The sequence below is a fragment of the Ancylobacter sp. IITR112 genome, assembly GCF_041415945.1.
In the GTDB taxonomy this organism is placed as follows: Bacteria; Pseudomonadota; Alphaproteobacteria; order Rhizobiales; family Xanthobacteraceae; genus Ancylobacter.
In genome coordinates, this window is sequence record NZ_JBGCUS010000001.1 from 1,440,675 (window position 1) to 1,461,550 (window position 20,876).

The 20,876-nt window shown below is 67.1% G+C and carries 31 protein-coding genes and 1 pseudogene; 20 read left to right on the plus strand and 12 right to left on the minus strand.

From position 1 onward, the window contains the following. Positions 1-63 precede the first annotated feature (63 nt). From AAC979_RS06670 to AAC979_RS06695, 6 genes are read right to left on the minus strand one after another with little or no spacing between them, the layout of a single operon-like run. Positions 64-375: a hypothetical protein gene (locus AAC979_RS06670; RefSeq protein ID WP_371346039.1), complete on the minus strand. Its 312-nt coding sequence runs from the start codon at positions 373-375 to the stop codon at positions 64-66. Next, complete coding sequence (locus AAC979_RS06675; protein WP_371346040.1) at positions 372-836, minus strand: hypothetical protein; 465 nt, start codon at positions 834-836, stop codon at positions 372-374. Before AAC979_RS06675 ends, AAC979_RS06670 begins: the two co-directional genes overlap by 4 nt. Next, positions 833-1,039 (minus strand): hypothetical protein, encoded by a 207-nt coding sequence (locus AAC979_RS06680; RefSeq protein WP_371346041.1) that lies wholly within the window; start codon positions 1,037-1,039, stop codon positions 833-835. Before AAC979_RS06680 ends, AAC979_RS06675 begins: the two co-directional genes overlap by 4 nt. Then, on the minus strand, positions 1,036-1,182 hold the full coding sequence (locus AAC979_RS06685) for a hypothetical protein (protein ID WP_371346042.1): 147 nt from the start codon (positions 1,180-1,182) through the stop codon (positions 1,036-1,038). The genes AAC979_RS06680 and AAC979_RS06685 overlap by 4 nt, the downstream gene beginning before the upstream one ends. Continuing rightward, complete coding sequence (locus AAC979_RS06690; protein WP_371346043.1) at positions 1,179-1,445, minus strand: hypothetical protein; 267 nt, start codon at positions 1,443-1,445, stop codon at positions 1,179-1,181. Before AAC979_RS06690 ends, AAC979_RS06685 begins: the two co-directional genes overlap by 4 nt. Further along, complete coding sequence (locus AAC979_RS06695) at positions 1,442-2,653, minus strand: DNA polymerase III subunit beta (protein WP_371346044.1); 1,212 nt, start codon at positions 2,651-2,653, stop codon at positions 1,442-1,444. Before AAC979_RS06695 ends, AAC979_RS06690 begins: the two co-directional genes overlap by 4 nt. Before the next feature lie 17 nt (positions 2,654-2,670). On the opposite strand from AAC979_RS06695, the gene AAC979_RS06700 reads away from it, so the two are divergent. Beyond that, entirely contained in the window at positions 2,671-2,853 is a 183-nt protein-coding gene (locus tag AAC979_RS06700) for a hypothetical protein (protein ID WP_371346045.1), read from the plus strand. A 236-nt stretch (positions 2,854-3,089) separates the two neighbouring features. On the opposite strand, the gene AAC979_RS06705 is transcribed toward AAC979_RS06700, so the two are convergent. The 5 genes from AAC979_RS06705 to AAC979_RS06725 form a co-directional block, all read right to left on the minus strand. Beyond that, positions 3,090-3,377, minus strand: a complete 288-nt coding sequence (locus AAC979_RS06705; protein ID WP_371349011.1) for a DUF2312 domain-containing protein — start codon at positions 3,375-3,377, stop codon at positions 3,090-3,092. 280 nt (positions 3,378-3,657) lie between these two features. After that, positions 3,658-3,780: a hypothetical protein gene (locus AAC979_RS06710; protein ID WP_371346046.1), complete on the minus strand. Its 123-nt coding sequence runs from the start codon at positions 3,778-3,780 to the stop codon at positions 3,658-3,660. Positions 3,781-3,954: 174 nt separating this feature from the next. Further along, the gene (locus AAC979_RS06715) at positions 3,955-4,230 is read right to left on the minus strand and encodes a hypothetical protein (protein WP_371346047.1); all 276 of its coding nucleotides are present in this window, start codon (positions 4,228-4,230) and stop codon (positions 3,955-3,957) included. 359 nt (positions 4,231-4,589) lie between these two features. After that, positions 4,590-4,979 (minus strand): hypothetical protein, encoded by a 390-nt coding sequence (locus tag AAC979_RS06720; RefSeq protein WP_371346048.1) that lies wholly within the window; start codon positions 4,977-4,979, stop codon positions 4,590-4,592. A 105-nt stretch (positions 4,980-5,084) separates the two neighbouring features. Continuing rightward, on the minus strand, positions 5,085-5,438 hold the full coding sequence (locus AAC979_RS06725) for a helix-turn-helix domain-containing protein (protein WP_371346049.1): 354 nt from the start codon (positions 5,436-5,438) through the stop codon (positions 5,085-5,087). Positions 5,439-5,530: 92 nt separating this feature from the next. On the opposite strand from AAC979_RS06725, the gene AAC979_RS06730 reads away from it, so the two are divergent. Then, a complete protein-coding gene (locus tag AAC979_RS06730; RefSeq protein ID WP_371346050.1) occupies positions 5,531-5,773 on the plus strand; it encodes a transcriptional regulator in 243 nt (80 codons plus the stop codon). Positions 5,774-5,885: 112 nt separating this feature from the next. On the opposite strand, the gene AAC979_RS06735 is transcribed toward AAC979_RS06730, so the two are convergent. Beyond that, entirely contained in the window at positions 5,886-6,179 is a 294-nt protein-coding gene (locus AAC979_RS06735; protein WP_371346051.1) for a hypothetical protein, read from the minus strand. A gap of 135 nt (positions 6,180-6,314) precedes the next feature. Between AAC979_RS06735 and AAC979_RS06740 the strand changes: the two genes are divergently transcribed. From AAC979_RS06740 to AAC979_RS06825, 18 genes and pseudogenes are all read left to right on the plus strand, one after another. Then, complete coding sequence (locus AAC979_RS06740; RefSeq protein ID WP_371346052.1) at positions 6,315-6,605, plus strand: hypothetical protein; 291 nt, start codon at positions 6,315-6,317, stop codon at positions 6,603-6,605. After that, positions 6,602-7,099: a phage regulatory CII family protein gene (locus tag AAC979_RS06745; protein WP_371346053.1), complete on the plus strand. Its 498-nt coding sequence runs from the start codon at positions 6,602-6,604 to the stop codon at positions 7,097-7,099. Before AAC979_RS06740 ends, AAC979_RS06745 begins: the two co-directional genes overlap by 4 nt. Beyond that, positions 7,096-7,623 (plus strand): helix-turn-helix domain-containing protein, encoded by a 528-nt coding sequence (locus AAC979_RS06750; protein WP_371346054.1) that lies wholly within the window; start codon positions 7,096-7,098, stop codon positions 7,621-7,623. Before AAC979_RS06745 ends, AAC979_RS06750 begins: the two co-directional genes overlap by 4 nt. Continuing rightward, positions 7,616-8,830, plus strand: a complete 1,215-nt coding sequence (locus AAC979_RS06755) for a chromosomal replication initiator protein DnaA (RefSeq protein ID WP_371346055.1) — start codon at positions 7,616-7,618, stop codon at positions 8,828-8,830. The genes AAC979_RS06750 and AAC979_RS06755 overlap by 8 nt, the downstream gene beginning before the upstream one ends. After that, complete coding sequence (locus AAC979_RS06760; protein ID WP_371346056.1) at positions 8,830-9,171, plus strand: HNH endonuclease; 342 nt, start codon at positions 8,830-8,832, stop codon at positions 9,169-9,171. The genes AAC979_RS06755 and AAC979_RS06760 overlap by 1 nt, the downstream gene beginning before the upstream one ends. A gap of 26 nt (positions 9,172-9,197) precedes the next feature. Next, positions 9,198-10,643 (plus strand): site-specific DNA-methyltransferase, encoded by a 1,446-nt coding sequence (locus AAC979_RS06765; RefSeq protein ID WP_371349012.1) that lies wholly within the window; start codon positions 9,198-9,200, stop codon positions 10,641-10,643. After that, a complete protein-coding gene (locus tag AAC979_RS06770; RefSeq protein WP_371346057.1) occupies positions 10,640-10,972 on the plus strand; it encodes a hypothetical protein in 333 nt (110 codons plus the stop codon). Before AAC979_RS06765 ends, AAC979_RS06770 begins: the two co-directional genes overlap by 4 nt. Next, positions 10,969-12,762: a DNA cytosine methyltransferase gene (locus AAC979_RS06775; RefSeq protein ID WP_371346058.1), complete on the plus strand. Its 1,794-nt coding sequence runs from the start codon at positions 10,969-10,971 to the stop codon at positions 12,760-12,762. Before AAC979_RS06770 ends, AAC979_RS06775 begins: the two co-directional genes overlap by 4 nt. Beyond that, the gene (locus tag AAC979_RS06780; RefSeq protein ID WP_371346059.1) at positions 12,759-13,811 is read left to right on the plus strand and encodes a helix-turn-helix domain-containing protein; all 1,053 of its coding nucleotides are present in this window, start codon (positions 12,759-12,761) and stop codon (positions 13,809-13,811) included. The genes AAC979_RS06775 and AAC979_RS06780 overlap by 4 nt, the downstream gene beginning before the upstream one ends. Before the next feature lie 11 nt (positions 13,812-13,822). Beyond that, positions 13,823-14,416 (plus strand): hypothetical protein, encoded by a 594-nt coding sequence (locus AAC979_RS06785; RefSeq protein WP_371346060.1) that lies wholly within the window; start codon positions 13,823-13,825, stop codon positions 14,414-14,416. 83 nt (positions 14,417-14,499) lie between these two features. Next, positions 14,500-14,913 (plus strand): HNH endonuclease, encoded by a 414-nt coding sequence (locus AAC979_RS06790; RefSeq protein ID WP_371346061.1) that lies wholly within the window; start codon positions 14,500-14,502, stop codon positions 14,911-14,913. Positions 14,914-15,191: 278 nt separating this feature from the next. Next, complete coding sequence (locus tag AAC979_RS06795; protein WP_371346062.1) at positions 15,192-15,407, plus strand: hypothetical protein; 216 nt, start codon at positions 15,192-15,194, stop codon at positions 15,405-15,407. Positions 15,408-15,583: 176 nt separating this feature from the next. Next, positions 15,584-15,820, plus strand: a complete 237-nt coding sequence (locus tag AAC979_RS06800) for a DNA-binding protein (RefSeq protein WP_371346063.1) — start codon at positions 15,584-15,586, stop codon at positions 15,818-15,820. Further along, positions 15,817-16,014 (plus strand): annotated as a pseudogene (locus tag AAC979_RS06805) (helix-turn-helix domain-containing protein); the annotation flags it as partial. The gene AAC979_RS06800 and the pseudogene AAC979_RS06805, both read left to right, overlap by 4 nt. 312 nt (positions 16,015-16,326) lie before the next feature. Then, on the plus strand, positions 16,327-16,632 hold the full coding sequence (locus tag AAC979_RS06810) for a hypothetical protein (RefSeq protein ID WP_371349013.1): 306 nt from the start codon (positions 16,327-16,329) through the stop codon (positions 16,630-16,632). Continuing rightward, the gene (locus AAC979_RS06815; protein WP_371346064.1) at positions 16,625-17,107 is read left to right on the plus strand and encodes a hypothetical protein; all 483 of its coding nucleotides are present in this window, start codon (positions 16,625-16,627) and stop codon (positions 17,105-17,107) included. The genes AAC979_RS06810 and AAC979_RS06815 overlap by 8 nt, the downstream gene beginning before the upstream one ends. A 326-nt stretch (positions 17,108-17,433) precedes the next feature. After that, positions 17,434-18,864 (plus strand): phage major capsid protein, encoded by a 1,431-nt coding sequence (locus tag AAC979_RS06820; RefSeq protein ID WP_371346065.1) that lies wholly within the window; start codon positions 17,434-17,436, stop codon positions 18,862-18,864. Positions 18,865-19,154: 290 nt separating this feature from the next. After that, entirely contained in the window at positions 19,155-20,810 is a 1,656-nt protein-coding gene (locus AAC979_RS06825; RefSeq protein WP_371346066.1) for a hypothetical protein, read from the plus strand. Positions 20,811-20,876 lie beyond the last annotated feature (66 nt).

The window sequence follows — 20,876 nt, forward strand, 5'->3', positions numbered from 1 at the left end:
TCAGGATAGCCCTTGCAGTCGCGGCAGACCTGGGAGGCTACCCAATAAGCCGTGCGGCGCCCGTCAGTGCGCGTCCGCCATTTTAGGCCCGGAGCGTCGCTTCTTGGGGGCATCCCAGTTTTCTTCGCCATCCTCGGCCATTCCAACGGTTGTAGTCTTGCCCAGACCGTTGCTCGCGTCCAGCCATGTGCGGACAGCGGGGTAATAACGCCCGCCGAATTGCGTGTTGGCACGTGGGAAGCCCTTGGCCTCCAGCGCCCTCAGGATCGAGCGGAAGCGGTCCAGGCCGATGTGTGGCGCCACGATCTCGCGCAACTGCCGGTCATTGAGAAACAGCGGCGGCGCAGCGCGGAGGGCGGAAGGGTCTTCCGTCATGGCTCCCGATCCTTCGGCACCGAGGGTTCCGCGACATCCCCATAGCGATACGTATCGGCCTTGCCGCCCGTCTCCTCGCCGGTGTCAAGATCGACGACGGGCGAGCCTTCCAGGCAGGCCGCGTGGCAAATGCCCTCGCTGATATCGGTGGCGCAGATGTCGTCCGGCTTGAGCGGTTCGGCGCAGATCGGGCAGAGGTCGGCGTCCTCTTTGCCGCCGCTCGATGACCGCTGCGCGTCTTCGGAGGCTATGCGACTAGCTTCGATTTCGAGGCATGCCCGCAGCGTCTCATCGCCCACGAGGCATGTGTCCCAAACGTGGACGCCGCCGCCGATCTCATCGCTCCAATAACTATGCCCGCCGACGCCGTTTGGCTGGCGGTAGATCGTGTAACCGGAGGGGGTGCGACCAACCTCCTGCAAATCATTAGGTTGTGCGCTCTCTTTGCTGGCGGTGCTCATGTCAGCACCGCCCAAATGAGCCATGCGACCAGCGAAGCAATGGTGGCGCAGGCGAAGTTAATGAAACCGACGATGGCTGGCCCCATGTCGGGAAAGTAGCCATTCGGCTCGGCCGGCGGGATTCTCCATATGGCGGCTGCGAACAGCACCACGTTGATGGCCAGCGGAACAGCCCACCAGCCGAGGTCAAACGAGACCGTCATGCTCTCTCTCCATGGGGGGCGGCCCGCAGCGCGGCGATCGCGCTGTCGAGAAGGCCGATGTGCTGCACGTCTGTCGCGACCATGCAGACCGCGAGGAAGATCAGCAGGACGATGGTGATGGGGCGGGAGGGATTGCCGCTCATAGCTGCGCCTGAAGCTCGGCGACCCGCTCCTGGCGCACCTTGATTTCCGCTTCCAGGCGGCGGATTTCCTCGTGCTCCGTGCGGGACTTGTATTCGGCCGCGACACCAGCGCAGTTGAGCAGATCGGCGGCGAGCGCCTGCGCCTGCACCACGGTGAGCAGGTCGATATCTTCGGCCTGGGGCTTGCCGCCGGCGGGATCGAGATGGGAGCGCCGCAGCCGGATCATGCCGCGGCTATGTTCAGCCTTGACGTTGCCCATCATGCCGCCTCTCCCGCCGCCATGGCCGCACCCTGATGCGGGCGGCGGCGCAGGGTTTGCGGGGCGGCGACGGCGACGAGATCCGCATCGTCCAGATTGCGGAAGCGCACCGGCTTGTCTTCGCCCGCGCACCATATCTCGACATGGCCACGGCCGACGGCTTCGACGGCCTTGAGAATGAAGCCGGAGCGGATGCCGACGCGGCCGGCGCCGGCGCGGGATTCGATCTCGATCGCCTCGGTGCCGTAAATGCCATCGGCGTGATCGTCGAGCCAGAGCGAGAGGTCGCCCTCTTCGGTCCACTCGATGGCGACGGCGCGCTCATCATTGCCGGCCATATCCGCCAGCCGCTTGACGGCGGCGGAAAACGCCCCGGCTTCCACCGTCACCCGCGCGCCTTCCAGCGGCGGCACGACGCGCTCATAGGGCGGATAACGGTTTTCCAGCAGCCGGGTGGCGTAGCTCACTTTCACGCCGCCGCCGGCACCGCGCACGGCCAGCACATTTTCCCCGGCCTCCAGCTCAAGCGCGACTTCGCCGAGCCGGAGCAGATGCGCCACGCTTTCCAGCGGCACCATGAGCCCGCGCGCCCGGCCGGGGCTGTGGCCGTCGGCCTCCAGCTTTTTCGGCAGATCCTGCGCGCCTTCCGGCGCCTCGATGCTGGCGGCGAGCAGCACATAGCCGCTGCCGGCGACACCCCAGAGCAGGGCATCATCCTCCGAGGTGTGGAGATAGACGCCTTCGAGATAGGTGCGGTCCTTCATTCCCTTGGCGGCGGCGGGCCGGGTGAGGTCGAACAGGCGCCGCACCTCCTCCGGCATAAGCATGAAACGCGCGACCTTGCCGGTGGGAACGAACGTCGACGGGAAATCCATGGCGGGCAGCACATGCGGCTGATAGCGGCTGCGCCCGGCCTTGACGGTGGCGAGCGCGTCGCCCGCGTCTATGCTGACCTGCGCGCCTTCCGGGAAATTGCCGGTCATGCGCAGCAGCACATCGGCCGCGATGCAGGCGGCGCCCTGGCGCTCCACCTCTGCGGAGATCTCGGCCTCGGCATAGGCGTCATTGTCCGTCGCGGCGATGAAAAGCCGGTTGCCTTCCGTGCGCAGCCGCACGGTGGCGAGCATGGGGATCTTCGCCTTGCTATCGGCCAGGTGGCACACGGCCTTGAGGGCGGCGAGCAGGTGGGTGCGCTCGGCAATCAGCTTCATGGGAGCCTCACAGGAGAGTGGCGGCGGATGGTGCGGGCTTCGGCTATGGCGAGCGTGTACTGGTCGCGGCAGGCGGCTTCGCTCTGCCATTTCGGGCGCGTGAGAAGGGAGAGGCGGTGCAGCGCTTCGGACGTTTCGCCGGCGCGGGCGAGATCCCACGCCTCGCCGATGATCGTCTCGACGATGGGGGGGGCATTTGATCTCGATGGCGTACCATGCGCGCCGATCCTCGAAGTCGACGCTATCGGTCGCGTCGTCGATGTCGGTGAGCAAGGCCCGCCAATCGACGGCGACCCCGGCGCGTAGGTCGGCCTCCGCCTCGCCGAGCCGGAAGCCGAGATATTCCTCGAATGCCTGCTGAACATTAAGCTTCACCCACGGGGCGAGGTGGCTATCATGGTCCTCGTCGGTATCGACTACGGTGGGCTTGCCCATCTCATCCCTCCATCGTCTGGCCGAGCGGGGTGCGCTCGAAAGGGATCATGCCCAGCGCCTGCATGTAGAGATCGACAATCGCCTCATGCTCGGCGCGCTGGTCGGCATCCTCTTTCCGCATGCGCAGGATGGCGCGCAGGGCTTTGGTATCGAAGCCCGTGCCCTTGGCCTCGGCGAAGACATCCTTGATGTCGTCGGCGATGGTCTTCTTTTCCTCCTCCAGCCGCTCGATGCGCTCGATGAAGGATTTCAGCTGTTCCTTGGCGAAGCCGGCGGCGGTATCGGACAGGGACGCCTCTTCGGGCTGGTCGTTCGGCAGTTCCGCCGCCTGCTCCAGCGCCGCCGTGGTTTCGCTCGCCTTGGTGGATTTGCGCGGGCGGGGCGGCTCGCTGCCCCAGCGCTCGACGGGAGACTTGGCTGCGGGGGATTTGGCCATTCTCACCTCCCCGCGCTGGCGGCGAGCAGCAGGCCGGCGGCGCCGCTGAGGGCGATGCCCCACAGCGCCCAGGCGAGGCGGGCGGAGGGCGAGAGACGGCGCAGGCGGGCGAGCATGGGAGCCTCCTCCTCGCTCAGGACAGGATGCCGACCCAGACGAGGCCGACGGCGATGGGGGCGAGCACGGCGACAAGTCGCCCGACCTCACACAGAGCGAGGCCGATATCGCGGGCGGTGATGGGCGAGGGCTGGTGCATGGGGTGCCTCACTCGCAGCCGGGGCCGACGGCGCCGGGAGGTGCCGTCTCTCCGGCTGTCAGGCGCAATGCGCTGGGAGAAAGAGCCGGGGCGCGTGGGGGCTCAGGTATGAAACACGCGCCCCGGCGAGTGCCCGGCGGCCACGAGGAAACCGCCGGACGCCTGGGAGGAAGCTCAGGAAAGGGTGCGGGAGGCGCGGGCGCGCACGCGATCCAGCGCGTCGGGCAGCGTCTCGACCAGCGAGGGCTTGGACCAGCCAAGGGTGAGCAGATCAGCCTCTTCGACGCTGCCCTGCCGGGCGAGGATGGCCTCGACATCGCCGGCGAGGCGTTCGACCGTGTCGGTATAGGCCTCGGCCCGCACGGCGGCGGACACGCGGTCGCAAATGGCGGCGAACTCGGAAGGCCAAGCTGCAAAAGCCGCCGAAATGCTTTCAATCGCGGCCTTCATTTCGCCTGACAAGGCAGAGCCAGAAACGAGACCTGCTCGGACAGCTTCGGCACGAGCGCGCAGTTCATCGGAAACTGCATCGCAAATGGCGCCGGCCTCATGGAGCGGCAGCGCGAGGGTGGGCAGGGGAGAGAACGGGCGGTGCATCGGAGGGTACTCCCATCGGTGAGATGATGGGACGTAGTGATAGCTTAGCTAACAATCCGCCGCAACGGAAAATGTGAGTTTAGCTATCAGTGCAGCTTGGGATGAACCAGTGCAGCTATCATTCGGCCGCAAAAGTGGGGAGAATCACTTGATGCCGCCGAGGTTTACAGGCTCGCTGTCAGATGCCCAACGCACCCTAGCCGGGGGGCTTCCTATTGCTCGACCGCCGCTTCGGGTGCCGCGATGGGCGGAGGAGGCCCGCCTGCCGCGAAGATTTCGGAGCACATAGAGGACGACCATTCACCCCACGGGTCTTCCGTCGGCATGATTTCCGAAATCAGCCCATTTGGCTGGGCGATGATCTGTACCGCGCATTTGCGAACAACTGTCGACGCTGGATAGTAGGTTGTTCTGGCGCTTGGGGTCGAAAAGCGGCCGCCGCCATAGACAGTCGTGTGGGCGGTTGCCGGCATGTGGTACACGTTCGCCTTCGACTGCCAAGTGTAGAGCACGCGGCCATCTGGAAGGTCTTGCGTGCTGCGCGGCGGTCCGTACTTCATTATGAAGGAATCGAATGGCTGGCCGACCCACTGAGAGGTCATTGTCTGCTTTGCCTGGTCGGTGGTGCACCCTGCTAAAGCAAGCGCGCCAGCGGCAGCCGCTAGCCAGCGACAAAGTCTCATGATGCAGCCTCCCCAGACCTAGGGTCAGGCTGCCTTGCCGCCCTTGGGTCCGTCAACCTGCTGTTGCAGAAACCGCATGTAGTCGAGCGCCTTTTCCCGCTCTGCCGGCTTGAGAGCCTCCCATATCGACCACGGCGCGCCCACCTGTGTGGGGTCGCGCATGATCAAGTCCGCCGGCTCGCAGTGCATCGCGCCAGCCAGGGCCTCCAGCATGGGCTGGGTATAGCCTGTCTCACCGCGCTCAAGCTGCGAGATTGCGCCGTGGGTGACGCCCACGATTTCGGCCAGCTGCTCCTGCGTCAATCCGCGGTGCTTCCGCCACTGCCGGATGAAGTGGCGCGGCTTGGGCGGTTTGAAGTTGGTGCGGACTTTAGCCATGCGCACATTGTGCGCCCGGGTGTGCGACGCGCCAGACAGATGAACTAACACGAGGCTTGTGCCGGAATGTTAGTTTGGCTATCAAAGTGGGCATGTCTCATCTGCTCGAAATCCTCCCCAAGCGGCGCGGCATCGTTTCCGAGATCGCTCGCGCGTGCGGCATCACCCACGGTGCCGTCTCACAGTGGCGGAAGGTTCCCGCCGAGCGGGTGCTGGACGTGGAGCGCATCACCGGCGTGCCGCGTCATGCGCTGCGGCCTGACCTTTACCCGCCGCCCACTCTGCCGCCGGCGGCTTCCCCCGAAAATGCCAATCACCCGGAGGTGTTGGGATGATGGACCGTGACGAGTGGGATGATCCCGATTTCAGGAAGTTCATGGAGGCTATGCCGCCGTCGCGGCCACTGCCGCGCCCGGCGGATTTTGCCGCCATTCGCGGTATGCAAGCCTATTTCCCTTCGGCCGAAGCCTGCGCGTCTGGCGTCGTCACCTTGCCGATGAAATCGGCCATCGGCTTGCGGAGCGAATCGACGAATGCAGAGGAAACGCCTGCGCGCTTTCCGGCATCGAGCCACTCCTCGCTCTCGAAGGTAAGCCAAAGCCTCATGGCGCCGAGCCAGCCCGGCGCGTCGCCGGTCCTCTCCGCTGCGTCTTGGGCCATGTATTTCAGGCAGAGCATCGCCGCTGCCATCTGCGCCTGCAGGACCACGATCTCGCGGTTCGGCTTGTTCGTCTCTGACATCGCTGTTCGCTCCGTGCGCGTGTCTCGCGCGGGGATGAAAGGGGATGGCGCGGTTGCAGCGCGCCATCCCCGCCATACTGACACACCCGCCCCGGTTGCGTCCCCCGATACCCACAGCAAAGGGGGCGAGGCGCCATGACCGGCCTTTGCGCCTTTCGCGCCGGCCAGATGGTCGAGTGCGTGGATGACGGCTGGGTGGGGAAGGGGGGGGTAGCCCCGCCGATCCCGCTGCCGGTTTCCGGCTGCGTCTACACCATTGCCGATCTCACGCTGTTTCGGGGCGGGGTGTTCCTGCATCTGGAGCCGTTCGGCCCGGAAATCTGGTTTCTCTCCGCCCATTTCCGCCCCGTGCGACCCACCACCATCGAGCCCCTGCGCGCGCTGCTGGCGCCGCTGGGCGCGCGTGAACGGGAGAGTGCCCCATGAGCAAGCGCCTTCTCCCCGGGAGCGCGCATGACGCGCTCGACAAGATGTTTGACAGCATCGGCCGCTCGCATGGCTCGGCCGCTTCCGAGGGCATCTATATCGCCGCCAGCCTGCTGGACGTTTCGCACTGGACGCTGCGGGCGCAGCTGAACCCGGACAAGACGGGTTCTGAAATCTCCTATGCCCGGGTGGTGCAGTTCACCCGCGCCTTTGGCTGCACCGACGCGGCCGAGCACCTGGCGCTGTGCGCGGGCGGCGTGTTTGTGCCGCTGCCGCGCGAGGGCGACGCGGTTGCCGAGCTGACGGCCGAGGCCATGCGGGAGATGGGCGAGGCCGTGGCGCGCATCTTCGCCAGCACCAGTCCGCTTTCCGAAGGCGGCGCGGCGATCACGGCCAATGAGGCACGGGCGGCGCTGCCGGAGGTGCATGAGGCGCTGGCGGCGCTGAGCAACCTCTATTCCCGCCTGCGGGAAAAAGCGGAGGGGGCGCTATGAGCCGCCACCCCACAATGAACGCCAAGACCCGCACCGAGGCGCTAGCGCGGCACATGGCCGGGCTGCGGCTGGAGCGCGAGGCGGAATGCCGGCTGGCCGAGGTGGCGGGCGTGAGCCTGCGGCTGTGGCGCCGCGCCGCCTGCGCGCACCCGGTGGCGGCCGACGCGCATATGGCGATCTGCGCCGTGCTGTTTCTCGACCCCGTGACGCTGAAGGCTTCCACGGCGCCCCGCCCGGCCGGGCCAGTGTGCTGGGCGACGCTGGGCGCCGGGGTGCGGGTGACGCGCGAGATGCGCGGGCAGGGCGTGCGCGAGGCGGCGAAGGCGGCCGGGGTGAGCGCCGCCACGGTTTCCCGCTGCGAGAACGGGCATGCGCTTTCCTTCGACGGGCTGGCGCGGCTGGCCCGCTACATCGGCCTGCATCCGCGCAGCTGCGGCGCCCCGGAAAAGCCGGGCGCTGTGCCCCGCTCCACGGGAAACACCCACTGTAACAGCTTGAATTTGCAGGAGGCGGGCCATGATTGAGATGGGCGACGCGCTACCACCGGGCGTGACCGACGCCGCCGGGCTGATGCGCCACTACAAGGAACTGCGTGCCCGCATGCTGGCGGGAAAGCTGCGTCCGCGCCTTGCGGCGCTACGGCCGGCGCCTTCACCCGAGGCTGCGCCCATGCTGGAGGCGGAGCCGGTAGCGGCGGAAGGCGGATTGCCCCTTAACCCCAGCCTGACCTTCCCACGGTTCCATGCCGGGGCAGGCAACCGCCTGCCGCTGGCGATGGCGCAGCGTGTGGCGGATGCCGTTGATGACGGCCCCGCCTTCAACCCGCTGGTGCTGCATGGCGGCGCGGGGCTGGGCAAGACGCACCTGTTGCAGGCGATCGTCGCCACGGCGCGCGAGGCGGGGCGCCGGGCGCTCTACCTTTCCGCCGAGGCGTTTCTGCTGCGGGCGCTGGGCGCGGGCGATGGCGGCCATTTCCTGCAAACGCTGGACGGGGTGGTGCTGCTGGCGATCGACGATGCGCAGGGGCTGCGCAGCCGGGCGGCGCAGGCGGCGCTGCTGCGGGTGATGCAGCACTGCGCCGAGGCCGGGCGCCAGATGGTGCTGGCGATGGACACGCCGCCGGGCGACTTCGCCACGGGCGATGAGCGGCTGGCCTCTCGCCTGTGCGGCGGGCTGGCGCTGGAGGTGGAGCCGCCCGACCTTGAGGCGCGCCGAGCGATGGCGGAGATGTGCGCCGCCGAGATGGCGGAAGGCGCGCCCGGCTTTGCCGTGCCGGGTGAGGTGCTGGCCTATATTGCGCAAAGCTGCCCCGGCGGCGGGCGGCAGCTGGACGGCGCGATGAACCGGCTGCTGGCGTTCAGCGGCATGGGCACGGCGCCGGTGACGATGGAGACGGCTGAGACGGCGATGCGCGGGCTGACGCGCTGCGCCCCGCCGCCGGTGCGGGTGGACAGCGTGATCCGCGCCGTGGCGCGGCACTACAAGGTGACCCCGGCCGATATTCTCTCGCAGCGGCGCACGGCCAATGTGGTGAAGCCGCGCCAGATCGCGATGTATCTGGCGAAGACGCTCACCCTGCGCTCGCTGCCCGAAGTGGGGCGGCGCTTCGCCGGGCGCGACCACACGACCGTGCTGTACGCGGTGCGGAAGATCGAGAGGCTGATCGCCGCCGACGCCGCGCTGGCCGCCGAGGTGGCGGGCCTTACCGCCGCGATACGGGAGGGGCGGTGATGGTGCCGTTTTCCTTCGACAGCCTGCCGCCCCGGCTGGCGGCCCTGACGACGATCTGCCCCGCCAAGGGCTGCTGGGTGTGGCAGGGCGCCGACAGCGGCAGCGGGCGCGGCGGCGGCTATGGCCGCGTGAAGTGGCAGGGCGTGACGCAGGCCGTGCACAAGGTGGTGTGGCACATCGCCGGCGGGCGCCCGCTGCGGAAGGGCGAGCAGCTGGACCATGAGTGCCGGGTGCGCCGCTGCTGCAACCCGGCGCATCTGCGCTCGATGTTCCAGCCGCGCAACATGAAGCTGGCGCATGCCCGCCGCCGCGCGGACTTCACGGCGGAGGCGGTGCGGTGAGTGATATCGTCATTATCGACGGGCGCGTGGTCAACGATATCGTCATTCTCGACGGGCGCGTCTCGATCCTGCTGGGCGATGTGCGCGCGCGGCTGGCGGCGATGGAGCCGGACAGCGTCGATTGCGTCGTCACCTCGCCACCCTATTGGGGGCTGCGCGACTATGGCGTGGATGGGCAGATCGGTCTTGAGCGGACGCTGGGCGAGCACCTCGAGGTGATGCTCGACGTGTTTCGCTTAATGCGGCGGGCGCTGAAGCCGACGGGCACGCTGTGGGTGAACTATGGCGACTGCTACGCCACCAGCCCGAACGGGCGCAGCGCGGCGGACTGCAAGGCGGCGGGCACGGATGACCGGACCTTTCGGGACAAGCCGTTCTCGACCATTGGGCCGATCTATGCGCCGGGCTACGAGAAAACGGCCCGGGTCGGGGCGAGTGAGAATCTCGGATCGACCGCTGCCGCTCATGGTGGGCGGGTTATGGCTGGCGGGTATCTGAAGCCCAAAGACCTCTGCATGGTGCCGAACCGGCTCGCCATCGCCCTACAGGAAGATGGCTGGTGGGTGCGCTCGGAAATCATCTGGGCGAAGCCGAACCCCATGCCGGAGAGCATCCGCGACCGGCCCGCGACCGCGCATGAGAAGGTGTTTCTGCTCTCCAAGAGCGGATCGCCGACATGCTGGAAGCACCGCGACGGCCGATGGGCCTTCACTCCGCCGGCGCCTGACTATCGCTGGATCGAGAAGGAAAGCGGCGTCGAGGTTGATGCCCCGCAGGAGGGCGAGGGCTGGCGCCGGGTGAATCTCTGGTCAGCTTACGATTACTACTACGACGCCGAGGCGGTGCGGCAGGGGCGGGCCTCCAACGAAGACGCCGCAGTGTTTCGCGGCGGCTCCTATGTCGGTGGTGAGCCGGGCGCGCGGGCCGTTCGCGGCAACAAGCAGGCGCAAACTGCCGCCTCCGCCGCCGCGGCGGGCGCCTCCAGCGGGCGGCGCATGGCCGGCTTCAATGACCGGTGGGACACCAAGGAAAAGCTGCGCGCGGCCGATATCGCCGGGCCGCGCCATGCCGGCCATATCAACCACACCGGCATAGAGGCCACGCCCCGCGGCGAGGGCCGCAACCTGCGCAACTATGAGCCGGCGCCGCTGGGCGTGTGGCCGGTGGCGACGCGGCCCTTTTCCGACGCGCATTTCGCGACCTTCCCGCCCGAACTGGCGGAGCGCTGCATTCTGGCCGGCTGCCCCAAGGGTGGGCTGGTGCTCGATCCTTTCGGCGGCGCCGGCACCACGGGGCTGGTGGCCGCGCGGCATGGCCGGCGGGCGGTGCTGATCGAACTCAACCCGGAATATGCCGACATCGCCCGCCGGCGGATCGAGCGCGAGTGGCGCGTGCCGCAGGCGGCGGCGCCCGCGGCGCCGATGACCGAAGGGCTGTTCGCTTCCCTGATGATGAAGGACGCCGCCGAATGACGCGCGAAACACTTCCCGTGCGGCGCTTTGCCGAGAGCATGAGCTTCACGCTCGGCAATATCTTCTATGTCGTCACGCTCGGTTACTACGATGACGGGCGCGTGGGCGAAGTGTTCGTCGGCGGGCCGAAGAGCGGTTCCGACGCCGAGACCAATGCCCGCGACGCGGCGGCGATCCTCTCCATTGCCATGCAGCACGGCGTGCCCCCGGCCGCCTTCGCGACCGCCGTACAGCGCGACGGCGACGGCGCACCGCTGGGGCCGATTGGCGCCGTGGTCGACCACCTCGCCGCGACGGCGGCGCCTGCGGGCGGGGAGGGGGCGGAGTGACCTTTCCCCTTGTCACCGTCTGTTCCGGCATCGGCGCGGCCGAGCTTGGCTTCGCGCCGCACGGCATCGAGGCGGTGCTGGCCTCCGAGATCGAGCCCTTTCCGCGCGCGGTGCTGGAGCATCGCTTCCGGGCGCAGGATGCGCGCGGCCGCCGCACCGGGCCGGGCCCGGCGTTGTGGGGCGATTTCACCGCGCTGCGCGTGCGGCACCTTCGCCGGCTCGGCATCGCCCTGCCGCGCGTGGCGGCGGGCGGCACGCCCTGCCAGAGTTTCTCCGTCGCCGGCAAGCGGGGCTCGCTCTCCGACCCGCGCGGCAACCTTTCCCTCTCTTTCGTGAGGCTTGCCCATGCCCTCGCCAATGCGCTTGCGGGGCGCCAGCGCGCCACCTATGACGACGGACCTGTTTTCCTCGCTGTGTGGGAAAACGTCCCCGGCGTACTTTCCACCCGCGACAATGCCTTCGGCTGTTTCCTGGCGGCGCTTGTCGGGGGAGATGCTGCCCTGGAGCCCCCCGGCGCCGTGTGGGGGCCGTGCCCCGTCTTCGACCGGCGCAGCCATGACGTCGGCTTCGCCTTTGGCTGGCAATCGTGCCGGTGGCCCCGTGAAGGTATGGTTGAGGGGCCACTCGCACGGGCGGCTTGGCGGGTTCTCGACGCTCAACACTTCGGCGTGCCCCAACGACGCGAGCGTGTCTTCGTTGTCATCGGTTTTGGAGCGGGGGCCGATCCCGCCGAAGTACTTCTTGAGTGGGAAAGCCTGCGCCGGGATCCTGCGGCGGGTGAGCGCGCGGGGGAAGACCCTGCCGGCACGCTTGGCGGCGGCGCTCGAAGCCGTGGCGGCTATTCCACCGACGACATCCCTCTCGTCGGAGAGGCCTATGGGGGGGGTAACACTACAGGCGCCATCGACGTTGCCGCCTGCCTGACGGCCAAGGGGCAGCGTGTCGACTTCGAGGTCGAAACCTTCATCGCCCACACGTTGCGTGGCGAGGGCTTCGACGCCAGCGAGGATGGTACGGGGCGCGGTACGCCGCTGGTGCCGGTGGCGTGGGGCATAGACAGCGACTGTATCGACCGGTCAGGCGAGGGGGCGGATGGTCGCGCTGCATCGCGGTCGGGGCTTGGAATTGTCGAGGAAATGGCGCCTGCATTGCGCGCCAAGCGGCCGGGCGCGGTCGCTTACGACGCCATCGCCTTCAATGCGCGGCAGGATACCGATGTCTATGGCGATGTCGCCGGCACGCTCGATGTCGGCTCGCCGCAGGCGCAGGCCATCGCGTTCGACACCACGCAGATCACCAGCCGGGCGAACCGCAGCCATCCGCAGCCGGGCGACCCCTGCCATCCGCTGGCAGCGGGCGCACACCCCCCGGCTATCGCCTTTTCGTCGAAGGACCACGGCGCCGATGCCGGTGAGATCGCGCCGACGCTGCGGGCGATGAATCATGCCGGCTCGCACGCCAATGCGGGCGGTCAGGTGGCTATTGCATTTCAGCAGTCGCAATCCGTCTTTCGCCAGAACACCACGCACGCCACGCTCGACGCCAAGATGGGCTCGCGGCGCATGAATGGCGTCATGGGATCGTTCGGCGTGCGGCGCCTGACGCCGCGGGAATGCGAGCGGCTGCAGGACCTGCCCGACGACCACACGCTCATTCCCTGGCGGGGGCGCCCGGCCGAGGAATGCCCGGACGGCCCGCGCTACCGCGCCTGCGGCAACGCCATGAATCGGCGGGTGATGGACTGGATCGGCCGCCGCCTCGCGGCCCAGCTGCGGGGAGAGGCAGTATGAGCGTCGAGGCCATCACCTGGGCGAACAAGCAGCGCGCGGGCTCTCCCGGCGCCAAGCTGGTGCTGCTGGCGCTCGCCAACTACGCGGACGAGGACGGCTACTGCTACCCCTCGCAGGCGACGCTGGCGACCGTGACCGAGATGTCGCGCGACAGCATTGCCCGCCACATGAAGGCGCTGGAAGCGCTGGGCCTGCTGGCGCGCGAGGGGCGCTTCGACAAGACAGGGCGGCGCACCACCGACATGGTGCGGCTGCTCGTCTCCCCGCAGGGTACCCCGCAATTTGCGGGGGTGGGTACCCCCGCAGGAGAGGGGGGTGCACCCCCGCAAAAACAGGGGGTACGTACCCCGCACGGTGCGGGGGACTTGAACCTAAAGAAAGAACCTTCAGATGAACCTTCCCCCCAAGCCCCCCAGGGGGCCGGGGCGGGGATTTCAAATTCCGATGGGGAAGGGGAACAGGGGACGGCACCGGCGTTGCCGGACACCCAGGCCGATGCGCTGTGGGAGATGTTTGATCCCGATCCCGCTGCCAGCAAGGCCAAGTTCCTGCGGGCATGGGCTCGGCTTGCGCCGGTGGACCGGGCGCAGGCTCTCGCCCTTGCCTCGCGCTTCCTCGACCATTGCCGGGCCGTGAAGCGGCGGATCTGCGATCCCTCCACGTACCTCTCCGAACGGCGCTGGGAGCGCTTCGCCTCACTGCCGGCATCGGCTCCGGCTGCCGAGGCGGTTGCCGCGCGGCCGGTGGAGGCGGACCCGGTGAGCCGGGCCGTGCAGTGGGCGATGAGCGGGAAGACGGATGAACGCTGGGTGTTCGTGCCGGCCGGCAGCGCGGACTGGCAGGCCTGGCAGGAGGCCTTCGCGGCGACCGGCAACGCGCACCGGCTCACCTATGGCCGCTTCCTGACCCGGCTGCCGGATGGGTCCATGGCGCGCCTGCCGGGGCGGAGCTTCCCCATGCGCCGCCCGCCCATGCCCGGCGCCGACCCGCCGGGCGAGGCGGCGGCCAACAGCGACGACATGGCGGAATTTGCGAATAGCGGCGGGTGAGGGAGAGGGCGATGAGCCAGACTGGACGTAACCGGGACACGACGCGGGCGCGCTATGCCTGCGGTAAACTCAAGTCGAAGCCGGAATTCGCCTCGCCCGCCATGGTGCGGCGCATACTGATCGAGGCCAAGCGCGGCGCAGCCGATCCTGCGCTCGGATCGACGCTCGGCCAGATGCGGCTGCTCGACCAGATCGACAGCCGGCAGATGAGCGCGGGGATGCGCTATGCCGAGCTTTGCGCCAGCTATGACCGGATGAAGGGACTTCCCCGCCGCTCGGCCGCAAGCCCTTCCTATCAGGAAGGGTTGCGGCGGACGGGCGGGCACGATGCCGAGGATGAGGGCATCGTGGCCGAGCTTCTGCGGAACGGCGGCGATGTGCGCGAGCTTGCGAAGCGGAATGCGCGCATGCGAGCGCTGGTGCGAGTCGTCATCTCTCATGACGCTGCGCAGAAGGCGCTTCTGAGCTGCGGGGAGCGCCCGTGGCGGCTGGTGCGTGAGGTGGCTGTTTACGACAACGCCATCTCTGCATGGGACCGTCCACACCTTGTTCGTGGCCTGCAGGCGCTTCTGGATCATTTCGACTTGACGGCGTTTCGGAAGTGATATTCCTTCCGAAATAGAAGCTGACCTTCTTGCGCCCGGCCCCATTCATTTGCGGCCGGGCGTTGTCGTTTCCGGAGCCTGCCATGCCCACGCGCCCGCCGAGCTACAGGCCGGAAGGGCAACGCGGGCAGGGTGTTTCGCCCCGGCAGGCCTATGACAGCCGGCGCGGTTCCTCGCGAGAGCGGGGCTATACGGCGGAGTGGGACAAGGCGCGCAAGGCGTTCCTTGCCATGGACGACAATTGCCTGTGCCTGGGGTGCAGGGCTGTCGGCCTCTATGTGCCGGCGACGGTGGTGGACCATGTGGAGCCGCACCGGGGCGACATGGCACTCTTCTGGCGCGCTGATATGTGGCAGCCGTGCTGCCAGTGGCACCATGCCACGATCAAGCAGCAGCTTGAGGCGATGCGGGATCGCGGTCAGATCGCGGCGAGCGCGCTCTGGCTCGACAGCCCGGAGGCCGTGCGACTGACGCGGATGCTCATGCCTTCGGCGTGAGCTCGATGCGCGAAGTATTGTGATCTATCAATGGCTTAGTAGGTTGTAAGCCAAATCGTGCGGCGGGGAGGGGGAGGGTAAAACTCTCCGCCCCCTCGCCTCCGTACCGGCGCCCAATAGGGAGTTTTTGGGCGCGGAATTCTGGCGGGAGGTTTTTTTAAGCCCCTGCCGCACATCAGAAAATCGAGGTTGAGATGGCGAAGCGAGGCAGGCGCGGCGATCCTGTCGCGCAGGAACGAAAGGGGCACCCCGGCCGGCGGCGGAAGTCGGTGCGGGCGATGGTTGCCGAAGCGGATCGCATCGCCGGGCTGCTCGCCCAGGCGCCGGCCGAGAATGGCGAGGCGCTGGCGCCGCCGGTGCTGCTGCAAGATCCGGTCTATGCCCCGGCGCTCAAGGTGTGGCGCGACCTGGCGCCGGAGCTGCGCCGGACCAATCGGCTCGGCTCGGTGCATCGCGATCAGTTCGCGATGTTCTGCGTGTACTTCGGGGAGTGAGTGAACGTACGCCAGTTTTGATATTATAGATCAAAGGCTTAACCCGCTTCCGACCCTATCGGAGGCGGGTTTTTTGTTGCAGCGGACGTGACAAGAATTTCAACGGGTTAGCCAGATTTAGCCGGTGCTAGCCGCAACTGTACGCGACATGGGCGCGACAAGAAAGGAACCGCAACATGGTCGATGGCTCCGACGCTACCGATCTGCTGTACGGCGTGGAGGCCATTTCAAAGTGCCTCAATATGACGACCGCGCAGGTCTACCATCTCCACGCCCGAGGCCAGATACCGACGTTCAAGATCGGCAAGAAGGTGTGCTCGCGGCGTGCCTCTCTTTCCACCTGGCTTGCTGAGCAGGAGGCTAAGGCCAAAGCGCCTTCCATTGCCGGGCCGGAGGTGGGCAACAGAAAATGAGCCCGCGTTACAGTATTATTCCCGGAGAGGCTGTATATAATACAGCTTTGACGGATTTCGCCTTGAGAGTTCTCTGCGTAATAGGCTCTCATACCAATAATAATGGCTGGTGCATTATTCGGCGGGATACATTGGCTAAGCGATTGGGCGCCGCGCCGCGCTCTATCGCTCGCTCTCTACGGCAGCTTGAGGCCGAAGGCTACGTTTCGGTCCAACCGCGCTTCTCCGAACGGGGCACGCAGTTGGCAAATCGCTACCGCGTTCACATCCCTGATCGAGCACCGCAGGATGACAATGCCGGCGATGACGAAGACGACTTCGAGGGTGCCGGGGAGGGGGACCAGCCGGCCCCTCATAGGGAGACCAGCCGGACACACCTTCTTCCTTCGGAAGATAACGACCTCTTTTTAGAACGACCACTGTCTTACGACAGTAGCGCACCCAGCACTTCGGCGACGGCTCCGGTGTATCCGAAGGGGCCTTCGAAGCAGAAGGGGATATGCGCAGTGCACACGCCCTTTGATGAACTGGCGAACGTGCTGGACGCCGAGCGGGCGCGTGCCGTGATCGACCATCGCCAACGCATGCGCGCCCCGCTCACGCCGCACGCCGCCCGGCTACTGGCCGGCAAGCTCGCCGAGGCCCCCGACCCGAACGCCGCTGCCGACCAGATGCTGTTGCGAGGATGGCGAGGCTTCGATGTGAAGTGGCCGGCCGCATCCCCCCAGCAAGGCCAGAGCCGGCCCGTCTCACTTGGTGAGCATGCGCTGCGGCGCCTCGCCGATCTTCGCAAAGGTGACGCCGATGAGTGACCTGGTGCCCGATCCGCCGCGCATGGCGGCGTTGAAAGACCTGCTGGAGGCCCTGGCCAAGCTCGGCGCTTTGCCTCGCCGTTCGATGACCGATGTTCGCATCGAGGAAGCCGTGTTCATGCTCGCGCTCAAGGATGAGCAGGGCGGGCGCGTGGTGGTCGCAGCCGAAGACCTGCACAAGGCGACGCAGCGGATCATATCGGGCGCCCTTGGCCACGGCTTCCATCCCTCGCCCCCGGAACTGAGGCGGGTATGCGATCAGGTCAAGGATGAGCGAGTGACCGAGCAGAGCCGTCGCATCCGTGAGCAACGGATGATGCGGGAGATGGAGGAGCGCAGGCTGGGCCGGGTCACTCACAGCGCGGAAGAGCGCGAGCGGGTGAGAGCCAAGGCCGAGGCAACGATGCGGGCGCTTGATGCGGCTGCCATCCATCCCCGGCTTCGGCCGAAGAGCACGGGGAAGGGGGAGGGTTAAACTCTCCCGCCTCTCGCCTCCGTACCGGCGCCCAATAGCGAGTTTTTCGGCGCGTAATTCGCGGTATGGTTTTTTTTCAATAGACAAATCAGCGCCTTAAGTCGGCGCGGCGTGTTTCGCCATGAGCATGAGAGTTGCCAATCTGCCGGTCTCGCGGTAGGAGTTGGGGGCTTGTCTGTGGTCGCGGCTGATGGCTTCGACTTTCTGACGGCCTTCCGAACGGCAACGCTGATGGCGAAGCGCGCTTGGGCCAATGCATCCGGTTCAACCCCGATGCGGTGCCTCTGCTCGTTTCAGCGCCCGCATCCGCTCCGAAGGTCTTCCCCATGAAGAACATTGTTACCGATCGTCAGGCGCTGGAAATGCGCCGTCATTCGGCTTCCATCCTGCAGAAGCTCGGGCTTCGGCACGACGCCAACTTCGAGCCGCACACGCTCGACTGGTCGGCGCTGAACGACTGCCAGAACCAGGTGATGCGCGCCGCCCGTCTCAACCTCGACCGCATGGACGGCGCCAGCGAGAGCGACGGCCCCGGCCTGGAGCAGGCGCATGAGGGGTTCATGGCCCTCTATGACGCCTGCGAGCGCGAGAAGGACTGGCGCGGCAAGTTGGGAAGCCGTGAGGCGCGCGCCGAAGGCGGCAACCCCTTCCGCCCGACGCCCGGCGACTGCGAGGCGCGCGGAGTTGAGGATGGTGAAAGCTATGAGTATGGCGGCGGTCCGGGAGCGTCCGGCCCCTCCGATGTGACGCGCGCCCTCCGGCTGAATGAGAGCTTCGGCGGCGCCCTGCGGAGCCTTCGCGGCGGCGGCGCCGCCGGCCGCGGCTTCAATGAATATCGGGGTCTCACCCCCGGCGGGTTCCTCCGCGCCATGGTGCGGGGACCGCAGAGTGCCGTCGAGCGGCGCGCCCTTGCCGAGAGCACGGATTCGGCCGGCGGCTATACCGTGCCCGATGTCATCATGGCACCGATGATCGACCGTATGCGGGCGGCCTCGGTGGTGATGCGGGCGGGCGCCCTGACGATCCCGATCACGTCCGACAATGCGTCGTTTGCCAAGGTCGCGACTGACCCGGTGCCTGCCTGGCGCGCCGAGAATGAGGCGGCGGCTGAGAGTGACCCGACGTTCGCCAAGGTACCCTTTGCGCCAAAGTCCCTCATGGTCATTGTGCGCATTTCCCGCGAGCTGTTGGATGACAGTATCAACATCGGGACGGCGCTGCCCAATGTGATTGCGCAAGCCATGGCGACCGAACTGGACCGGGTGGCGCTGATGGGCAGCGGATCGGGGAGTCAGCCGCGCGGCGTTGCTAACTTCGCGGGGCTGACCGCGAGCGGCTATTCGGCGCTGGAGCTGGCAAATTATGTGCCGCTGGTGCGGATGCGGACGGCCTTGCGCACGGCTAACAGCGACGCCACGGCGTTCATCATGTCGCCACGCGACGAGGGCGCCCTGGCCGAAAAGCTCGACGGTGAAGGCAATCCGCTCATCATCCCGCCCGCGATCGCGAGCACGCCCCGGCTGGCAACGACCTCGATCCCGACCAATCTCGGGGGTGGCGCCAATCAGTCGCTTATTCTGGCGGGTGATTGGTCGCGCCTGATGGTCGGCATTCGCAGCGAGCTGCGTATCGAAATCCTTAAGGAGCGGTACGCCGACTATCACCAGTATGCCTTCGTGGCGCACCTGCGGGCCGACATCGCCGCCGAGCACGAAGCGGCCTTCTGCAAGATCCCCGCCGTCACGCTGCCGGCGTAGCAGTCTCCGTGGCCGCTCGCTGGCGCTGGCGGCCACGGTTGAGGGGTTCAGTTCCCCCCTCGGGACAAGTCGGCGAGTGTCCCCAACAACCCCGACAGCCGGCGGCCTCTCATCCAAAGTGGCGCGGCCGGCAACCTCTTTCTAGCACCAGCGGAGGCTCGCCTATGGCGAAAGGACAAGTCGTCGGCGCCCTGCGCGTCAGTCTCGGCCTCGATAGCGCCGAGTTCGAGAACAGTCTGGCGCAGTCGGGCAAGCAGGCCAAGACCTTCGCGAGGGAAGCCGAGGCCAGCATGGGGGCGGCGGCGAAAGGCTTTCAGGCAGCTGCCGCCGGCATCCGTGCCGGCATTGCCGGCCTGACCTTCGCGGCGGTGACGGCCTCGATCAACGGATCGGTCAACGCCCTCGCCGAACTGGACGATCAGGCCAAGCGCTCCGGCCTCTCCCTCCGGTCCTTTCAGGAATGGAAGTTCGTTGCGGAGAGCAACCGCATCGGCATCGATGCCATGGTGGATGGCTTCAAAGAACTGAACCTGCGGGCGGACGAGTTCATCACCACGGGCGGCGGCAGCGCAGCGGAGGCTTTCCAGCGGCTGGGCTTCAGCGCGACAGACCTTGCCGAGCGGATCAAAGACCCTTCCGAGATGATGCTGGAGATCATCCGGCGCCTCGGCGACATCGACAAGGCGGCACAGATTCGCATCTTCGATGAGCTTCTCGGCGGCTCCGGCGGCGAGCAGTTCGTGCAGCTCATCACACAGGGCGAAAGGGGCCTGCGGCAGACGATCCAGCAAGCGCACGAGCTGGGGAACGTGCTGGGTGATGACGTGGTGAAGGAGGCGGCGAACATCCGAAAGGAGTTTGACCAGATCGCCAATACCATCAGCATCAACCTGCAAGGCGCCGTGGTGAAGCTGGTCAAGACGCTTCGCGACATGCCGAGCGCGATGGCAAACGCGGTGCAGGTTGTCGCCGATGCGCCGAAATCGGCGCTCGCCTCGCTCGATGGCGAGATCGCCGGCATGCGCAAGCAACTCACCCAGCATGAAGCGACGCGCAACTACGCCATCATGGGCGACCTTAAGAACCGTATCGTTGAGGCTGAGCGCCAGCGTGACGCACTCGCCGAACTGGTACGCGAGGGCAATCGCAGCTGGGGCTCGGCTTCGACAATGCCGGCCACGGCGCCGCTGCCGCCGACCAAGCCGGCCGAGTGGTCTCCCATCACCCCGCCGGCCAAGGGCGGCGGCGGTGGCGGGAGCAGCGAACAGGATCAGGCGGCGGCGCAACTCGCTTCCCGCATCGAGGGCCTGAAAATGGCTCTTTCCACCGAACGCGAGCTTGAACTCGCCGCCCATGAGCAGCGGCAGGCGGACCTTCTTGCCTCTTTCGAGGCCGGCAGGATGGCGCGCGAGGAATACAACCAGTGGACCGAGCGGGAGCAAGCGGCGCATGCCGAGCGCATGAGCGCCATCGCGGAAAACCAAGCTGCCGCAGAAAGACAGAAGCTGCAGGACACGTTCAGCTTCACGGCGGACACCTTCGGCAGCCTGGCGACGCTGGCACAGACCTTCGGCGAAAAGGGGTTCGCAGCGGCCAAGGCGTTCGGTATCGCCGAAGCGGTCATCAACACAGCGGTAGGCGTCACTAAGGCGCTGGAGCTGCCCTTCCCGGTGAACATGGCCGCAGCGGCTTCCGTTGCCGCTGCCGGCGCGGCGCAGATTGCCACCATTGCGGCGGCCCGCCCTGGCGGATCCAGCCGGCCGAGCGTGCCCTATACCGCCGTCGCCAATGCGGCACCGCCGGGTTCGACGGACAATGCCAGCCGGGCGCCGGCGTACGTCAATATCACCGGATCGAAGGTTACATGGAATCGCGATGAAGTAATCGAGCTTCTCGGCGAAATTCAGGGGCTGATTGATGACGGATACACCCTCAAATTCTCCTAGATTCTGATCGTCGGCAAATATCTGCCGTATGCATCAGTGTTATGCGAAAACATGTCTCAATGAAGG